Origin of the sequence: Psychroserpens ponticola (assembly GCF_023556315.2) — a bacterium.
GTDB classification, from domain to species: Bacteria; Bacteroidota; Bacteroidia; order Flavobacteriales; family Flavobacteriaceae; genus Psychroserpens; species Psychroserpens ponticola.
Window position 1 is genome coordinate 590,708 of record NZ_CP116221.1, and the last position, 16,208, is coordinate 606,915.

The 16,208-nt window shown below is 31.2% G+C and carries 12 protein-coding genes; 4 read left to right on the plus strand and 8 right to left on the minus strand.

Annotation, left to right across the window (positions count from 1 at the left end; all coding sequences use genetic code 11):
- Positions 1-10 precede the first annotated feature (10 nt).
- On the minus strand, positions 11-655 hold the full coding sequence (gene pyrE / locus MUN68_RS02600; protein ID WP_249994850.1) for an orotate phosphoribosyltransferase: 645 nt from the start codon (positions 653-655) through the stop codon (positions 11-13).
- 125 nt (positions 656-780) lie between these two features.
- Here pyrE and MUN68_RS02605 point away from each other — a divergent pair, with 125 nt between their 5' ends.
- Positions 781-1,362 carry an NUDIX hydrolase gene (locus MUN68_RS02605; RefSeq protein WP_249995194.1) on the plus strand — a complete coding sequence of 194 codons (582 nt, stop codon included), beginning with the start codon at positions 781-783 and terminating at the stop codon, positions 1,360-1,362.
- Positions 1,363-1,366: 4 nt separating this feature from the next.
- Here the strand turns inward: MUN68_RS02605 and MUN68_RS02610 are convergent, their stop codons facing one another.
- Both MUN68_RS02610 and MUN68_RS02615 read right to left on the minus strand, forming a co-directional pair.
- Positions 1,367-3,301, minus strand: a complete 1,935-nt coding sequence (locus MUN68_RS02610; RefSeq protein WP_249994848.1) for an LTA synthase family protein — start codon at positions 3,299-3,301, stop codon at positions 1,367-1,369.
- Between the two features lie 73 nt (positions 3,302-3,374).
- Positions 3,375-5,108: a M14 family metallopeptidase gene (locus tag MUN68_RS02615; protein ID WP_249994847.1), complete on the minus strand. Its 1,734-nt coding sequence runs from the start codon at positions 5,106-5,108 to the stop codon at positions 3,375-3,377.
- 156 nt (positions 5,109-5,264) lie between these two features.
- On the opposite strand from MUN68_RS02615, the gene MUN68_RS02620 reads away from it, so the two are divergent.
- Both MUN68_RS02620 and ctlX read left to right on the plus strand, forming a co-directional pair.
- Complete coding sequence (locus MUN68_RS02620; RefSeq protein WP_249994846.1) at positions 5,265-5,657, plus strand: hypothetical protein; 393 nt, start codon at positions 5,265-5,267, stop codon at positions 5,655-5,657.
- A gap of 83 nt (positions 5,658-5,740) precedes the next feature.
- On the plus strand, positions 5,741-6,673 hold the full coding sequence (gene ctlX / locus MUN68_RS02625; RefSeq protein WP_249994845.1) for a citrulline utilization hydrolase CtlX: 933 nt from the start codon (positions 5,741-5,743) through the stop codon (positions 6,671-6,673).
- Here ctlX and MUN68_RS02630 read toward each other — a convergent pair.
- The 3 genes from MUN68_RS02630 to MUN68_RS02640 form a co-directional block, all read right to left on the minus strand.
- Positions 6,670-7,311 (minus strand): chromophore lyase CpcT/CpeT, encoded by a 642-nt coding sequence (locus MUN68_RS02630; RefSeq protein WP_249994844.1) that lies wholly within the window; start codon positions 7,309-7,311, stop codon positions 6,670-6,672. The genes ctlX and MUN68_RS02630 overlap by 4 nt on opposite strands.
- Positions 7,312-7,348: 37 nt before the next feature.
- Positions 7,349-9,409 carry a tetratricopeptide repeat-containing sensor histidine kinase gene (locus MUN68_RS02635; RefSeq protein ID WP_249994843.1) on the minus strand — a complete coding sequence of 687 codons (2,061 nt, stop codon included), beginning with the start codon at positions 9,407-9,409 and terminating at the stop codon, positions 7,349-7,351.
- Positions 9,410-9,734: 325 nt separating this feature from the next.
- Positions 9,735-10,865 carry a glycoside hydrolase family 53 protein gene (locus MUN68_RS02640; protein ID WP_249994841.1) on the minus strand — a complete coding sequence of 377 codons (1,131 nt, stop codon included), beginning with the start codon at positions 10,863-10,865 and terminating at the stop codon, positions 9,735-9,737.
- Positions 10,866-11,174: 309 nt separating this feature from the next.
- On the opposite strand from MUN68_RS02640, the gene argS reads away from it, so the two are divergent.
- Positions 11,175-12,959, plus strand: a complete 1,785-nt coding sequence (gene argS / locus MUN68_RS02645; protein WP_249994840.1) for an arginine--tRNA ligase — start codon at positions 11,175-11,177, stop codon at positions 12,957-12,959.
- An 11-nt stretch (positions 12,960-12,970) separates the two neighbouring features.
- On the opposite strand, the gene MUN68_RS02650 is transcribed toward argS, so the two are convergent.
- Both MUN68_RS02650 and MUN68_RS02655 read right to left on the minus strand, forming a co-directional pair.
- A complete protein-coding gene (locus tag MUN68_RS02650; RefSeq protein WP_249994839.1) occupies positions 12,971-15,286 on the minus strand; it encodes a TonB-dependent receptor plug domain-containing protein in 2,316 nt (771 codons plus the stop codon).
- A complete protein-coding gene (locus MUN68_RS02655) occupies positions 15,279-16,175 on the minus strand; it encodes a FecR family protein (RefSeq protein ID WP_249994838.1) in 897 nt (298 codons plus the stop codon). The genes MUN68_RS02650 and MUN68_RS02655 overlap by 8 nt, the downstream gene beginning before the upstream one ends.
- Positions 16,176-16,208 lie beyond the last annotated feature (33 nt).

Here is a 16,208-nt window from a genome sequence, read left to right on the forward strand (position 1 = left end):
AAGTATGCATTCAAAATCCGTTCCATTCACTTGGATTGGCATTCCAAAGTGCTAAAATGTCCTGTTCTTTTGAAGTAATATATTTTGTATCAAGTGCTTGTTCTAACAAATTTTCATAGTTACTTAAGGTGTGTAACTCAACTTCTGCATTTTCAAAATTAGTGTTAGCGACTTCAAATCCGTATGAAAAAATAGCAACCATACCTTTAACATTTACTTTAGCTTCTTCTAATGCTTTTACAGCATTAAGACTGCTTTTTCCTGTGCTTATTAAATCTTCAACGACTACTACATTCTGTCCGCTTTCAACAAAGCCTTCAATTTTATTTTGACGACCATGGGACTTAGCTTCTGGTCTAACATAAACGAAAGGTAAACCTAATTCTTCAGCAACTAAAGCACCAATTCCAATAGCACCAGTAGCAACACCTGCAATAACATCGATGTTACCATATTTTACTTCAATTTGCTTAGCCATTGTTGTACGAATGTAATTTCTAATTTTAGGAAATGAGAGTACAATTCTATTGTCACAATATATTGGAGATTTCCAGCCTGAAGCCCAAGTAAAGGGATTGTTAGGTTGCAATTTTATTGCATTAATCTGAAGTAGAACTTCAGCGGTTTGTTTGGCGGTTTCTTTGTCAAAAATCATGATGCAAAATTACATAATTTTAGCCTAATTTAATTTTAAACTTTAAATAAAATTAATTTTAAAATTGAGTCTTGTAGTTTAAAAAAATGATACTTTTACTTTCCAAATACTATATGACTAAACTAATGTATCGCGTTTTTGTAAATGATAAGCCTATAATTCTAACAACTCAAGTTAGTCCTGAGCGTAATTTTAAAAATTACCTTTTGTCAACAGTAAATATTGGTAAGGTTATAAAAGAGTTAAACACAACAACTTTAAAAGAAGTTAGACTTATTGGTAAAAAAGAGGATCGTCTTATTAATCAATTCTTAAAAAAACTTCCTAATGTTATTGCAGGTGGTGGAAAAGTAATTAATGATAATGGTGAGATACTTTTTATTTATAGAAATAATAAATGGGATTTACCAAAGGGGAAAGCTGAACAGAACGAAACGATTAATGAAACTGCGTTGCGCGAAGTTGAAGAAGAAACAGGCGTTTCTGGTTTATCAATAGTAAAACCAATTGAAACCACGTTTCATATTTTCAAGCGTAATGGAAAACATAAAATTAAAATTACGTATTGGTTTGAAATGAAAACGTCTTATTCTGGACCCTTATTTCCTCAAGAAAAGGAAGGTATAACTAAGGTTGAATGGTTAAATTCTGATGCGTCTACAAAAGCGCTAGAAAATAGCTATGCTAATATTAAAATCTTGGTTTAATATCTTATTCTGGAGATTTTAATGTTTCTTTATTTAATAGCATATACTGAAAAGTTTGAAGATTCGCTTTAGTATATGTTTCCATAGATTTAATAATTTCAGGGTAATCTTTAGAATAATCTGTGGTATTATTGTTCTTGTATTTATACAATTTTGGCGCTTCTTTTTCCTTGAGTATTAAAAATAAGCTATCACTAAGAACACCAATTTTATCATCGTCATTTATAAAAATATAAGGTCGCTGTTCTTTTAATAAATCTATTCCTAAAGTATTATTTATATAAGGTTGTTTTAATAAGCCCATAAGTGTAGGGAAAACATCAATCTGACCACCAATTTGAGTATATGTTTGTGGTGTTTTAATAAGTTTAGGTGAGTAAAACAATAATGGCGCATGATGATAGTCTAACGAAATATCATAAGGAGCAGAAATTGGTGCTCCATGATCTGCTACAAAAATAAAGATTGTATTATCAAACCATTCTTCTTTTGAAGACATTTGGACTAATTGACGTAAAGACCAATCGGCATATTCTACAATTTTATGTCTATTTTTTTCATTATCTGCTTCAAAATATTCAGGAATGTAAAACGGCATATGATCACTAGTAGTCATAAAACTTACAAAAAATGGTTTGTTTTCTTTATGTAAATCATTAATGATTGGAATTGAAAACCTAAACATAAAGTCATCAGGAACTCCTAATATCGTTTTGATTTCAGAGGATGGATATTTACTTTCCGTATAAATATTTTCAAAGGCGTTATCTTTTAGAAAGCCTTCAACATTATCAAATTGTCCGTCATGTGTAGTGAAATATGTAGTTGAATATCCTTTTTTTCGAAGCACTGTGCTTAATCCATGATAGTTATTCATACTCTTTAAACTATGTTGTCTATAAATTGCTGGAAACGAAAACATAGTGCCAAAAATTCCATTGAAAGTGTGTTTTCCAGCAGTATATATGTTTTCAAAATAAATAGACTTGTGAGATAAGCTATCAAGAAAAGGTGTAAGATTTCTAGTATTGCCATGACGCTTCATTTTTGAAGCACTCATGCTTTCCATCATCACTAATACGATATTGGGTTGGTTAGTTTGTGTTGAATCAGGAATAATTTTTCTTGCAATTGGTGATTCATATTGATTAAGATTTGTAAGGCCTAAAGCGTTTTGAACTTTAGCAATAGCGACTTGATCATCCATCATTTGAATGGTGTCGTTTTCATTATTTTGGCTATCAATATAACTTCTCATTAACGTAAATACAGGATTCAATCCCATTTGATTCAGAAATGAATGGTTTGAAATATAAGCAGTGCCAATTCGTATTGGAGATTTTTCTTCTAATCGTCCTCTTATTCCAAGAAATATAAGCCCAAGACAAAAAATGAAAGTGGAAATTTTAATGACAATATGAGCATCATTTTTTGATAGATCTTTTCTGAAAATTTTTCGCAGTTTAGAATAAAATAAATACAACAAGGTTAATAATGGAATAGCAAATAACAATTGTTTAGGTTCTTGAGATATCATTTTAAAGACGAAACCAAAACTATCAACCCAAGCTAAAGCACCAACGGATAATCTTGAGAAAAACTGATTAAAATATGGGATGTCTATGGTAGAAATAATGAAGGCTATAGTGAATAATAGAGCTATCCAATAGAATATTATGGTTTTTATGAGAGAACTTTTCTTATTAAGGATTTCCATTACGAAAAGTACTAAAGCTGGCAGAATTAAAATATAGCTTGAAATTACAGTGTCGAAACGAATTCCCATTATAAATGAATTTATAATAGTAAACATGCTTACCTCTTGAAAATCTATTCTATCCAGTTCAGTAAAGAATAAAATACATCGAAATACAAAAAACACACCTATTACTAGTGCGTAGGTTCTGAGTATTAGTTTAATACTTCCGAATTTTTTCATTTAATAATTGTGCTTATACGTTGAATTAAAAATCAGCTACGAAGTTCGAATATTTTTATCTGAACAGCAAGTTTTATTGAACCCGATACACTGGGTACTGTAAATGTGCTTTTTCATAATGATCACTTTGTTTGTGTAGCCAATCTAATTGAGCATACCAATTTGAAGCAAAATCTTGATCGTTTGTCTTTTTTAAGATGAATTCTTTTTCAAGTTCTGGATTTTGTTCTAAAATGAAACTCGCTTGATCTTCCCATACATAAGGTGAAAAGCCTTCTTTTTGCTGTAGAATGGTGTCAAAAAAGTTCCAATTAAAAAATGAATCTGGAGCTTGTGGTTCTAGTGTTTCAATAATATATCTAAAGCCATTTTGGTTTGTGGTTATCAAATAATCGCCTCTTGAAAAAGTGACTTGTTCTTCTGAATTCTCTAGATCCACATTGTAATGCGGATAATGACCTTCGTAAGCCTGAGTTCTAGTTTCGTAGTTTTTTATCTTGTAAGACTTTACGAGTAATGTTGTGTCGTTTTGAAAGGTGGTCATTTCGATATCATTAAGTTTTAGTAAATCTAAAACTGCCCACCAATTTTGAGGAATCACATATGCTTTTGGTATGTCAATTTCTAAAGTAGGTTTCATATGGTTTCTATACATGATATCTTTTGTAAACGGCTTTGTTGTATTGTATTTTAAACGTTGTGCTCCAGTTATTTTACTTGGCATCATTTGGCCTTCAAAGCCTTTAAACTGAAGTGTTGTTGATTGCGTTGTGTCAGTAGTCCACTGAATTGGATAGGTCTTGCTTTTTTGAAACTCTTCAACGGCATTTTGTCTTAATTTTGAAATATTATCACCTTCGATTTCTATGATTTCAATCATACTTTTCATGAGCTCGTAAGTGCCTTCAACACGTTGCTTATAAGGTTTTAACATATGAGTTTCGACCATCATTCCTAAGGTGTTCCAAAGTGTTGTGTAACCTGTTGAATATCTCGGGTAATCCATAAATTGGCTAAAGCCTTTTTCTGGAGTTCTATTAAATACATTCACATATGGTGTGATGTCCCAATTTTTCTCTTCTAATTTTTGCTCAAGTTGTGGCATCATTTTGGCGTGTAAAAAATCACCTAAGCTTCCACCTAATTTATCATGTTGTGTAAATAAATGTGTTAACGTATATTGGTAATCAGCTCCATTACTGACATGGTTATCTATAAAAATATCGGGTTTTACTAAATGAAATATTTTTGCAAAAGTCTTCGCGTTTTTTGTGTCACTTTTTATAAAATCTCTATTCAAATCATAGTTTCGAGCATTGCCTCGAAAACCATATGCTTTTGGTCCATTTTGATTGGTTCTTGTTGTAGAATTTCGATTCAAACTTCCACCTACATTATAAATAGGAATAGTAACCAAAGCAGTTTGTTTAGGCATGTCGATTTTTCCTTGCACGATATCACGAAATAATAACATTGTTGCATCGATTCCATCAGATTCTCCTGGATGAATTCCATTATTGATAAGTAGAATACGTTTGTTTTTTCTTATATCAGGAAAATCAAAATTTAAATCAGGATTAAGAGTTACCATATGAAGAGGCTTACCAGAGTCTGTTTCACCTATAGCTTGGATAGAAATTTCTGAATATGTTTCAGCTAAACTAGTGTAGAAACTTATTGTTTGTGCATAAGTTGCTGTCTCTTTACCATTTGAAGTTTCAAATACAGTTGTGAAATCGATAGGACTTGTATTCTTTTTTGATGTACAAGAAGTTAGAATTATCAGTAATAAAACGATGTTTTTCATGTTTTAAATTATTTTTTATCAAAATTAATTAAAATAATGTCTGTTATTTAGATAGTTAAGAATTAATGTTAATATGTTGTGAATTGTTTTATTAAGAAAGTGTAGTAGATGCTTTTTTTTGTTATAATTTTAGATATCCCTTTAAAATAAGACCAAATGAAACAAAGTGAAAATGTTTATAAACTGTCCTTTGGAACAATCATTATTATAAATAATCAGCTTGCTGAAGTCATTATAGATGAAGAAGTTGAGATGAACGTGGAGTTAGTAGATACTTATCATGATTTCTTATTATCACATCTAAGAGCTCCTTTCTCCTTATTAATAAATAAAAAGTTTTCCTATTCATATACGTTTGAGGCTCAAAAAATCATAGCTAATATTGAAGAGATTGATTATATGGCGGTTTTGGTAGGTACGCTAGGAAGTACTTTAGCAACTAAGACTATAATTAGCTTAAAAGATAGAGAAAATATTAAAATTTTTGTTACCAGAGAAGAAGCTTTAACCTGGCTTAGTGATCAACAAAATAAGAAGGCCGTAATTTGATTTTTGGCAACATTAATTTTGTTTTGATATTTATACTTTTCAATTATAAAAAATGCTAATTTTACGCATATTTTTTAAGTAATATGCAACAAACTACAAATACCATACTCATGATTCGTCCAATAAATTTTAGGATGAATGAGCAAACAGCAATTAATAATTATTTTCAAGAAGATTTAGAGATTAAAAATGCTCAAATTAACGCAAAAGCGCAAGTAGAGTTTGATGCTTTTGTTGAAAAATTAAGAGCTGTTGGTGTGAATGTTATTGTAGAGCAGGATGATAAATTGCTGGATACTCCAGATTCTATTTTTCCGAATAATTGGGTGAGTTTTCATAAAAATGGAGATGTTGGTTTGTATCCTATGTTTGCTGAAAATAGGAGGAAAGAACGTCGAGATGAGGTGTTTATTCGCCTTGAGAAAGAAGGCTTTAAAATTGAAAACATTATAGATTATACCAGTGCAGAAGATGAAGGTATATTCTTAGAAGGTACAGGGAGTTTGCTCATAGATCGTATTAACTCTAAAGTATATTGTGCATTATCTGCACGTGCTAATGAAGAATTAGTTATTGAGTTTTGTGAGGATTTTGAATGCACACCTGTTATTTTTGTTGCAAATCAAACCGTTGAAGGTAATCGTTTACCTATTTATCACACCAATGTAATGATGTGTTTGGCAGAAAAATTTGCTGTGATTTGTTTGAACAGTATTGATGACAAAAAGGAACGTAAAAATGTGATTAAAAATCTTAAACAAGATGGTAAAGAAATCATAGAAATTACAGAAAAACAAATGCATCAGTTTGCAGGTAATATGTTGCAAGTTCAAGGACACGATAGTCAGCGTTATTTAGTAATGAGTAAAACTGCACATGATAGTTTAACTCAAAATCAAATTGCAACTATAGAAAAGCATTGTCCTATTTTGTCAAGTTCTCTAGAAACTATAGAAACTTGTGGAGGCGGAAGTGCTCGTTGTATGATGGCTGAAGTGTTTTTGCCTAGAGTTTAATCTATTTTATTAAAAATATAACCTCCTTTTTCTGCTCCCCAAATATGTTCATCTTTATCATCAAATCCACGATCCCAAGAAATAATTTTGTCTGATAAAATTTCAACTTCACTTGTAGCATATGAAGCACCATATAAAGTGCTTTCACAAGTTTTGTTCCCTGTTTCACCTTTAAAGTAATCAGATTTAATTCTTTTAAGAACTACTTCACAGCCTTCTTTTTTAGAAACTTGCTCCATTGTTAAAGTATCAAATGTTTCTGGAGTTTTCCATTTTCCTATCCATAATGAATCATGCTCTATCGTGTAAATAGCAGAACTGAACATACTGTCATTTAATTGGGTTACTTCATAAACACGTTGTCTGTAAGGTTTGTTCTGTTTTTTAGTTAATGCTTGCTCTACATATAAAAAATTCCCTTTGTCTTCCCAAATTGGGTACATATGGAGTGATATATTGAAATATGTGGAATCATTTTCTGCTTGAATTTCAGAACTAAAAGAGCCTTGCATCATGCCAAATAAATCTTGCAGATGATTTGCTTTGTCTACTTGTTTTGTGTCTTCCGTTTTTGTTTCAGCATTTTTACAGTTAAATAGTGTTGCGAGAATAGCAAGTGATAGGATAAAATATTTCATTGGAAATTGCTTTTAACGAATATAAACAAAAAAGCAATTACTCTGTTGGCTTATTTTTTGGAAGTTCAACATAGAATTTAGTTCCAACATTTGGTGTGCTCTCAACCCAAATGCGACCATCATTTAATTCTACTAATTCTTTACAAATACTAAGTCCTAATCCAGTTCCTTTTTCGTTGTTGGTTCCTCTGGTTGTGAACGTTCCGCTTTGGAATAATTTATCAACGTTTTCGCGTGAAATTCCAACACCAGTATCTTCAATACAGATTAGAGTTTTTCCGTTATGATCGTTATTAGACACAGTAATCACATCTCCAACGCGAGTAAATTTTACAGCATTAGTGATTAAGTTTTGAACCACGATTTCAATCATACTTTTATCTGCATAGACAAAGTCTCTATTTGATTCATCAATAAGTACAATGCGTTTTTGTTCTACTTTTTGTTCTACAAGAGCCATCTTGTTTTGGAAAACCTCCTGAATGTTGAATAGTTCCGCTTTCGGATTAAGGTTTTGCATTTGAGACTTAGACCAGTTTAATAGGTTGTATAATAATGACGATGCATTATCTGCATTTTCACTCAGCTCTGGAATCAAATTATAAAACTCTTCTGTAGAGATGCTGTCTTCTTTTAAAAGATCAATAAATGCTTTAATTGATGAGATAGAGTCTTTCAAGTCATGAGAAACAATTGAGAACAAACGATCTTTTACTTTATTGATTTCTTCTAAGCTTTGAGTTTGCTCAGAAAACACTTCGTTTTGTAATTGTATTTGTTCGTTTTTATCTTTTAATTCTTTGTTAAACTTTAAGGTGTTTTTGCGCTTTAAATAAATAAGAAGCAAAATAGTAGATACAATTAAAAATGCTGCAATTAAAACATATGAAATGGCTTTTAATCGTTTTACTTCTTCTTGGTTTTTTTGATCTTCTTCATGTTTTGCTATAGAATTAAATTCTTCATCATCAGGTGTGTCAATTACTACATTTTTAATAACTTCAGTGTTTACTGGAATTTTTGGCTGTTTTGCTATATCTAATTCTGTTTTTAAATCATAGAATTTGCTTTGCCAAAAGAATGCATTTTGAAACTTTCCATTTGTAGAATCTAGTTCCTTACGTAATCTGTAGTTTTTTAGAAGCTCAGGTTTGTTGTTAATTCTTGAAGCAATTGTGTAGGCTTCATTAAGTTGAATTTCAGCAAGCTTAACCTTTTTTTGTTGCATGTTGAGTTCTCCAATAGCATTCAAAGTTCTTAAAATGCCATCGTCATTTTTAGTTCTTCTATTAAATTTCAACCCTTCTACTAAATATTCTGCAGCTTTATTATAGTCTTTAAACTGTAAATATTCGCTACCAATTCTTGGGAGTACTTCTCCTCTAATAGCTTGATCTTTTGTTGGGTTTAATAGCTTTAAAACTTTTTCGTAATACTCAATTGCTTTTCTGTGTTCTTTTCTATCTGAATATAAGGCCGCTATGTTCTTAGTTGAGGTTTTTATTCCAGAACTATCATTAAGTTGATTTCTTACATTTAAAGCTTTGATATTAAATTCTAAGGCTTTATCGACTTGATGTGTATTGTAATAGGCTTCTGCTAAATTATTATAAGCTAAACTAAGTTCATCTAAAAGGTTTTTGGTTTCAAATGTTTGTATAGCTGATAATGAGTTTTCAAGTCCAACACGATAGTTACCACGCTTAATTTCAATAAGACCAATACTATTATTCACTTTAGCAATTCCTAAAGTGTCTCCAAGTTGTCTGTAGTATTTTCTTGATTTGTTGTAGCCATCAATTGCATTGTAGTAATCATCTTTTTGAGAGTAGATTAATGCTTTGTAATAATTAACATCTGCAATACCTTTGGTGTGATTCAAAAACTTTGAAAGTCGTTCAGTTTGGTCAATATACAATAGCGCCTTTTTATAGTTCTTGCTTTTATACAATGATTTAATCAAATACAAAGATGTATCCACCTTAGATGAATCTTGTTTTTGATAAGCTAACTGTATAGTGAGACTATCGATCTCATTTGTTTGGGAAAAACAAAAAAGCGACGAACACAAAACAGCTAATGTGATTAACTGCTTCATAGCGTTGTATTAAAAGTTACCGAGTTAATTAAACACTTTTCGGCTTTGAGGGAAAGGAAAAACAAGTTTAAAAAAGTCAAGGTCAACCTTAATAATGATTGAGTATTAAGTTTCATCAATGTTTGGGACTCTTGATTAATAGCTTACCAAAAATGTATAAAAGGGTTCTAAAATGCTAATTTTCGGGTTTTAATACCTAAAAATTAGTTAAAGTGATCATTAGATTTTATGAAAAAATCGACGAATAGATGAACGGCAAAAAACATAGAAAAACAACACTTTTGTCGATGAAATGCACGCGTATTGTTAACATGTTGATTATTAGTTAATTATGTTTGTAAACATCAAAAACAGGCAATGCAATATGATTAAAATCAAATAGACATTGGTTTTCCCAAGAACTTCCTGATGTTGAGGTGTTTTCATTTCCAGTAAAAGCAACCCAATCTGGAGCCCAATAACAAAATCCGATTCCTCGCTTATTTGGGATGCTTTGTATGGCGTTTACCAACCATTCAAAATAAGCTTTTTGCCCTTGAGGTGTAGCTGGAAATTCAGCTAAAATTTGATCATTACTTCCAATATAGTTTGTGTAGTTGTCATCCCAAGCTAATGTAAAAGGATATGCAACTTCTACCATGAGGATCTCTTTTTCAAAAGTAGTAGCGAGTTCATTCATCTTAGTTTGAACAAGCGTTAAGTTTTTAATTTGAAATTGAGGATAATAGGACAAACCGATAATATCAAAATCAACATTAAAAGGTTCTAGTTCATTAAAAAAGTATATAGCATTTTCAACGCTTGAATGATGCAGCATAATTTTAATCGAGCCATCAGTATCTACATCTTTTATCGCTTTTATGGCTTCGTTAACTAATAGTGCATAGTTACTCCAGTTATTTGAAAAATCATCCCAAACTTTTCCATAATTCCATAAAAAACCACTGTCAGTTTCATTGCCAATTTGAATGATATCAGGAAGCGTGTTTTGATTTTTTAATTGTGTGACGACATCTTTTGTGTAGTCGTAAATAGCAACTCTTACCTCTTCACTGGTCATGTTTTGCCAAGCTAAAGGAGGTGTTTGCGTTCCTGGATCTGCCCAAAAATCACTATAATGAAAATCTAATAAAAAATCCATTTGCTTTGTCTTGATGCGTTGTGCATAGGCTTTAACATCTTCTAAGCTATTTTCTCCATCTTGAGGTGTATGCCATAATTTAAGACGTATAAGATTGGTTCCATTTTCCGAAACAAAATCTAGAAGTTCAACAGGAACTCCGTTTTCATCTTTGTAGTTGATGTTGTAATCTTCTAATTCAGATTGAAAGGATAAATCCATGCCTTTATAAAAGATAGAAGTGTCTTCTGGTGGATTGTTTTGTTGTTTTGAATCGTCGGAATTGCTACAACTCACTATTAAAAAAAGTAATGCAATCAGTTTAAGGTGTTTCATTTATTTAATTCTTGCCGAATTTAATCCTGTTTCTATTGTTGTCTAGAACTTGATTTCAAAAACACAATGAAACGTTAGTTCGAGTGATTTTGAGGTACGAAAAATTGTGTCGAGGACTAATTTAAAGTAAAAATTCATATTCTCGATACAAATTTTACTCATTTTCAATCGTAAAATTTACTCGAATTGACGAATTTCGTCAAAATGGACAATAGGTTTATAAACTCTAAAATAATCAATTAAAGCGAGTCATACTCCTAAAAAAATAATAAAAAACCTATCTTTGCAGACTTATAAAATAAGATAAAAATGAATCTTCAGGATACACTTTCAAAGCATGTGAAACAGGCTATAAATTCAATTTATAGTGCTGAATTAGAATCGGTTGAATTTCAAGCCACTCGTAAAGAGTTTGTAGGAGATATAACCGTTGTAGTGTTTCCTATGTTGCGTGTTGTTAAGGGAAATCCTGTTCAGATTGGTGAGCAAATTGGTAATTATTTGGTTGAACATGTTTCTGAAGTTAAAGGATTTAATGTCGTTAAAGGGTTTTTGAATGTTGAAATTGATGATGCTTATTATATTGATTTTTTCAACAGAATAAAAGATCAGCAAGACTTCGGATTTGTGTTACCTAAAGCTTCTGATAAAGCTATTATGGTTGAATATTCTTCGCCTAATACAAATAAGCCATTACACTTAGGTCATATTAGAAATAACTTATTAGGTTATAGTGTTTCTGAAATTTTAAAAGCTTCTGGAAAGACCGTTTATAAGACACAGATTATTAATGATAGAGGGATTCATATTTGTAAAAGTATGTTGGCTTGGAAAAAATACGGAAATGAAGAAACTCCAGAATCGACTGGTTTGAAAGGCGATAAACTTGTTGGGAATTATTACGTGAAGTTTGATCAAGAGTATAAAAAAGAAATTCAGCAGTTAGTTTTAGAAGGACAAAATGAAGATGAAGCTAAAAAGAATGCACCATTATTATTAGAAGCACAACAAATGCTTCAAAAATGGGAAGCAGGAGATGATGAGATTGTAGCATTATGGAAAACGATGAATGGTTGGGTGTATGAAGGTTTTGACGAAACCTATAAAAACTTAGGTGTCGATTTCGATACACTCTACTACGAAAGCGAAACCTATTTATTAGGAAAAGAATTTGTTTCTGAAGGTTTAAAAACTGGTGTCTTTTTTCAGAAAGAAGATGGTTCTGTTTGGTGTGATTTAACCGAAGATGGTTTGGATGAAAAAATCGTTTTGCGTAGTGATGGTACAGCAGTGTATATGACTCAAGATATTGGGACAGCGATTCAACGTGTGAAAGATTTTCCAGATGTTGGTGGAATGGTGTATACTGTGGGAAATGAGCAAGAATATCATTTTCAAGTGTTGTTTTTAATCATAAAAAAACTAGGTTTTGAATGGGCTAAAAATTTATTTCACTTAAGTTACGGAATGGTAGATTTACCTTCAGGAAAAATGAAGAGTAGAGAAGGAACTGTTGTAGATGCTGATGATCTAATTGTTGAAATGGCTCAAACTGCTGAAGAAATTTCAGAAGATTTAGGCAAGCTAGATGGTTATTCAAATGATGAAAAACAAGAGCTTTATAAAACGATTGGTTTGGGAGCTTTAAAATATTACATATTAAAAGTAGATCCGAAAAGACGTATCTTATTTGATCCAAAAGAGTCTATCGATTTTCAAGGAAATACAGGGCCTTTTATTCAATATACTTATGCTAGAATTCAATCCATACTTAGAAAGTCGAATACGAATTCTAATGTCACATTGAGTGCATTCGAAGTATCTTTACATCCTAAAGAAAAAGAACTGCTTAAACAATTAGAGTTGTTTCCAGAAGTGATTCAAAATGCAGCAGAGCATCACAGTCCTGCGCTTATAGCAAACTACACGTATGAATTGGTAAAAGCATTCAATTCATTTTATCAAAATGTATCTATTTTAGGTGCAGATAATGATAATGAAAAAACATTTAGAGTACAGCTATCTCAAACCGTTGCAAACGTTATTAAAAATGCATTTGGTTTATTAGGAGTTGCTGTGCCAGAACGTATGTAGTTTTTAAAGAATTAAAAGCGTACTCTAAAGCTAATATTTGGTGTCACACCTAAAGATAAATTATCGATGCTTACAATCTCGCCATTTTCGTCTTCAGCAAAATAAGTATTTATAATATTTCTTCGATCAAACACATTCCAGATTGAAGCACCTATAGAAGCATCTAGTTTTTTTCCGAATTTTAATTTATATGTTATAGACATATCTGTTCTAAAATAACTACTCAAATTAGTGCTATTTGGTGATTTGTATTCAATGCTAGAATTAGCGGTGTTTTGAACTTCTGTAGGTAATGTAGTTGGTTTGCCTGAATGCCAATTAAAACCCAGAGCTAGATTTAAATTGTTGATTGCATATGTACTCGCAAATGTAACAGCATGTCTTACGTCTAAATTGTTTCTAAAAGCAGTATTGTTATTTATATTATCGAAGGTGTAATTATTATTACTAAATGAATAACTCAGCCAAGTACTGAAAGTTTCAAATTGTTTATTGATTAAAAAATCAATACCTAAAACTTGATATTTGCCAATGTCATTTACAAACTGAAACTGATTTTGAAATCCTTGACTTCTACTCGTAATTCCCTTAACATTTTTAATAAATGCTTCAGCACTTATGAACAATTTGTTTTTGTTATAATGAATGCCGAAAGCGCCTTGAGCACTTTTAATAATTGGAATGTCTTCATTGTTTGATAATATCCAACGTCGTTTTTCAATGCCTAAAAAGTCATTTTGAAGGTCTATAATTTGTGAGGTCGTTTGACTTTTAAATTCTGCCAGAAACTCCAATCTAAAGTTGTTACTTAGTTTGTGACTTACTGATAATCTAGGCTCTGTAAAAAACTCTGAAAATTTTTCAATAAAATTAGTTCTTATACCTATTCTAGCATAAGTGTTTTTATCTGCTGAAGTAAATTCAGCTTCACCATAAATAGAATGTGTTCGATTAACTTCTTTAACAAAACTAGTAAAGTCAGGAAAGTCTACTTCTTCAAAATTGCTAATAATAACTTCATTAAACTGGTAGCCACCATGTAATTTTAAGTTGTCATCAATATGATTAGTTGCATTTATTTTTATGCCCAAATCCTTTACTTTGTTTTCTTGATTTTGACGTTGATTATTTATAACATCAAAATCGGTCGCAATGAGATCATAGTTTGAAATGTAAACTTGTGCTGTAGTTGTGAGTTTGCTATTCCAATACTTTAAATATTGTACTCCTGCAGCAAAATTATTTTGCTCTAAGGTATTTGTTAAGGATACATTTTCGTCAGCAATAGAAAGTTGATCGTAAGTCAAACTATTATTTATTGTCGAAAAATTAAATCGAATTTGATCCTGATCTGTGATATCATATAACAGCTTCGCTGCGATGTCATAGAAATAAAACCGCTCGTTATTTGACACAATTTGAGTTGAATTCTGTGGTGAATTAGAAAAATCTGAATCTTGAAATACACGTTGTAAATATTGATCGTAAGTTGGTGTGAAAATGAAATCTGTAACCGACCGTCTTGCAGATAATTGAATTTCAGCTTGTTTAGTTAATGGTACTTTTGCAAAGCCATCAGCATGAATAAGATTAAAACCAGCTCCAGATTTAAAGTCTTGATCTAGGCTATTGGTTTGTTGCATGTCAATGACGCTTGAAACACCGTCACCATAAATAACACTAGTCCCATTTTTTGAAACATTTATATCTGTTGTAAGATATGGATTGAAAGCAGATACTAAGCCAAAAAAATGTCCAGATTGATACATTTTTATGCCATCCCAAAGAATAAGGTTTTGGTCATGTGTGCCACCTCTAACGTTTATATTTGAAACAGTTTCATCAACGCTTAATATTCCTGGAAGTGCTTGTATGGTTTGTAGAATATCTGGTTCAATCAGTCCTGGAAGGATTCCGAAGTCTTCAGTTTTAATAGTTGTTTTTCCATCACTTTTTCTAGAAATTCCTTTAGTTAAATAATTGGTGATAACGATTTCTTCTAATTTTTGTGTGATAAATTTACTCAATGGATTAATCCGTTTTGAGATGACAACATTATAATTGTCAATGAGAATAAAATCTAGATTTGCATACGTTTTTAAGTAGTCTAAAAGTTCTTCTAAGGAGAAGTTTTTATCTGGCCTTATAATGCTGATGTCTTCAATCGTTTGATCAACATAGGTGAAGTTTATGTTGTATTGAGCTTCTAATCCTGTTAAAATGTCGGTAAGAGGTTGTATCTCTTTAGATGTATTTTGAGCAATACTGCTGTTTATACTAGAGAAAATTAAAAAGATAAAAAGATAAATGACACCTTTCTTACTCACGTTTTAATGTAATGATATTGTCAGTTTTACTGTACGTTAAATGTAACGGTAAAGTAATGGATTTTAAGGCAATTTCAATATCATTATGAGTAAAACTTCCTGTGAATAATTGCGAATCGTCAATATTTTCAAGTGAAATAAGTACGTCGTGTTGTCTTTCAAACTCAGCAATAACCTCTCTATATGGTAAGCTTTTAAAACGACTTTGGTTTTGTAACCATGATGGAGTAGATTGATTTTCTTTTTCAGTAGTAAATAATTTCCCATCTAATATGAAGAATGAATCTCCAGGTAATAATTTGGCTGTGTTAGCTTTATAAGTAACGGCAACTTTTCCTTCGTAACAAATTACTTCAAAATAATTGTCGCGTTGTTTTACATTAAACTGTGTTCCTAAAACAGAAATGATACCATCTTCAGTTTTTACATCAAATTGTGAGCCTTTTGCGACTTTGAAAAATGCTTCACCTTGTAAAGTTACCTCTCTTTTACTTGTCCAATTACTTTTATTAAATGCTAGTGTAGACATCGCATTAAGTTCAACTACTGAGGTGTCTGGTAATTCAATAGATTGTTTTTGAGACGCAATGGTATTAAATGTAGTATCTAAAGTTGTTGTATAAAAATAAACGCCAAAACATATCACAAAAACAGCTGCTATTTTCATGGCAGTTGAGATCCAATTTGTTTTGTTTAGAGGGTTCGATTTAATAGTACTCAATACTTGTTCTAAACTCTCAGAAGTATTGTGTTCTGGAGCTTTGAAGTGTTTAAGATTAGTGTCTAGCTTCGTTAATGCTTCATAATCTTCAAGCTGTTTGAAAGCTTCAAGTTCTTGTGCATTAAGGTTATGATCTAACCACTTTTGTATGAGTTCTTCTTTATTCATGATTTGGTTTACATTTATATAACAGTTATACTA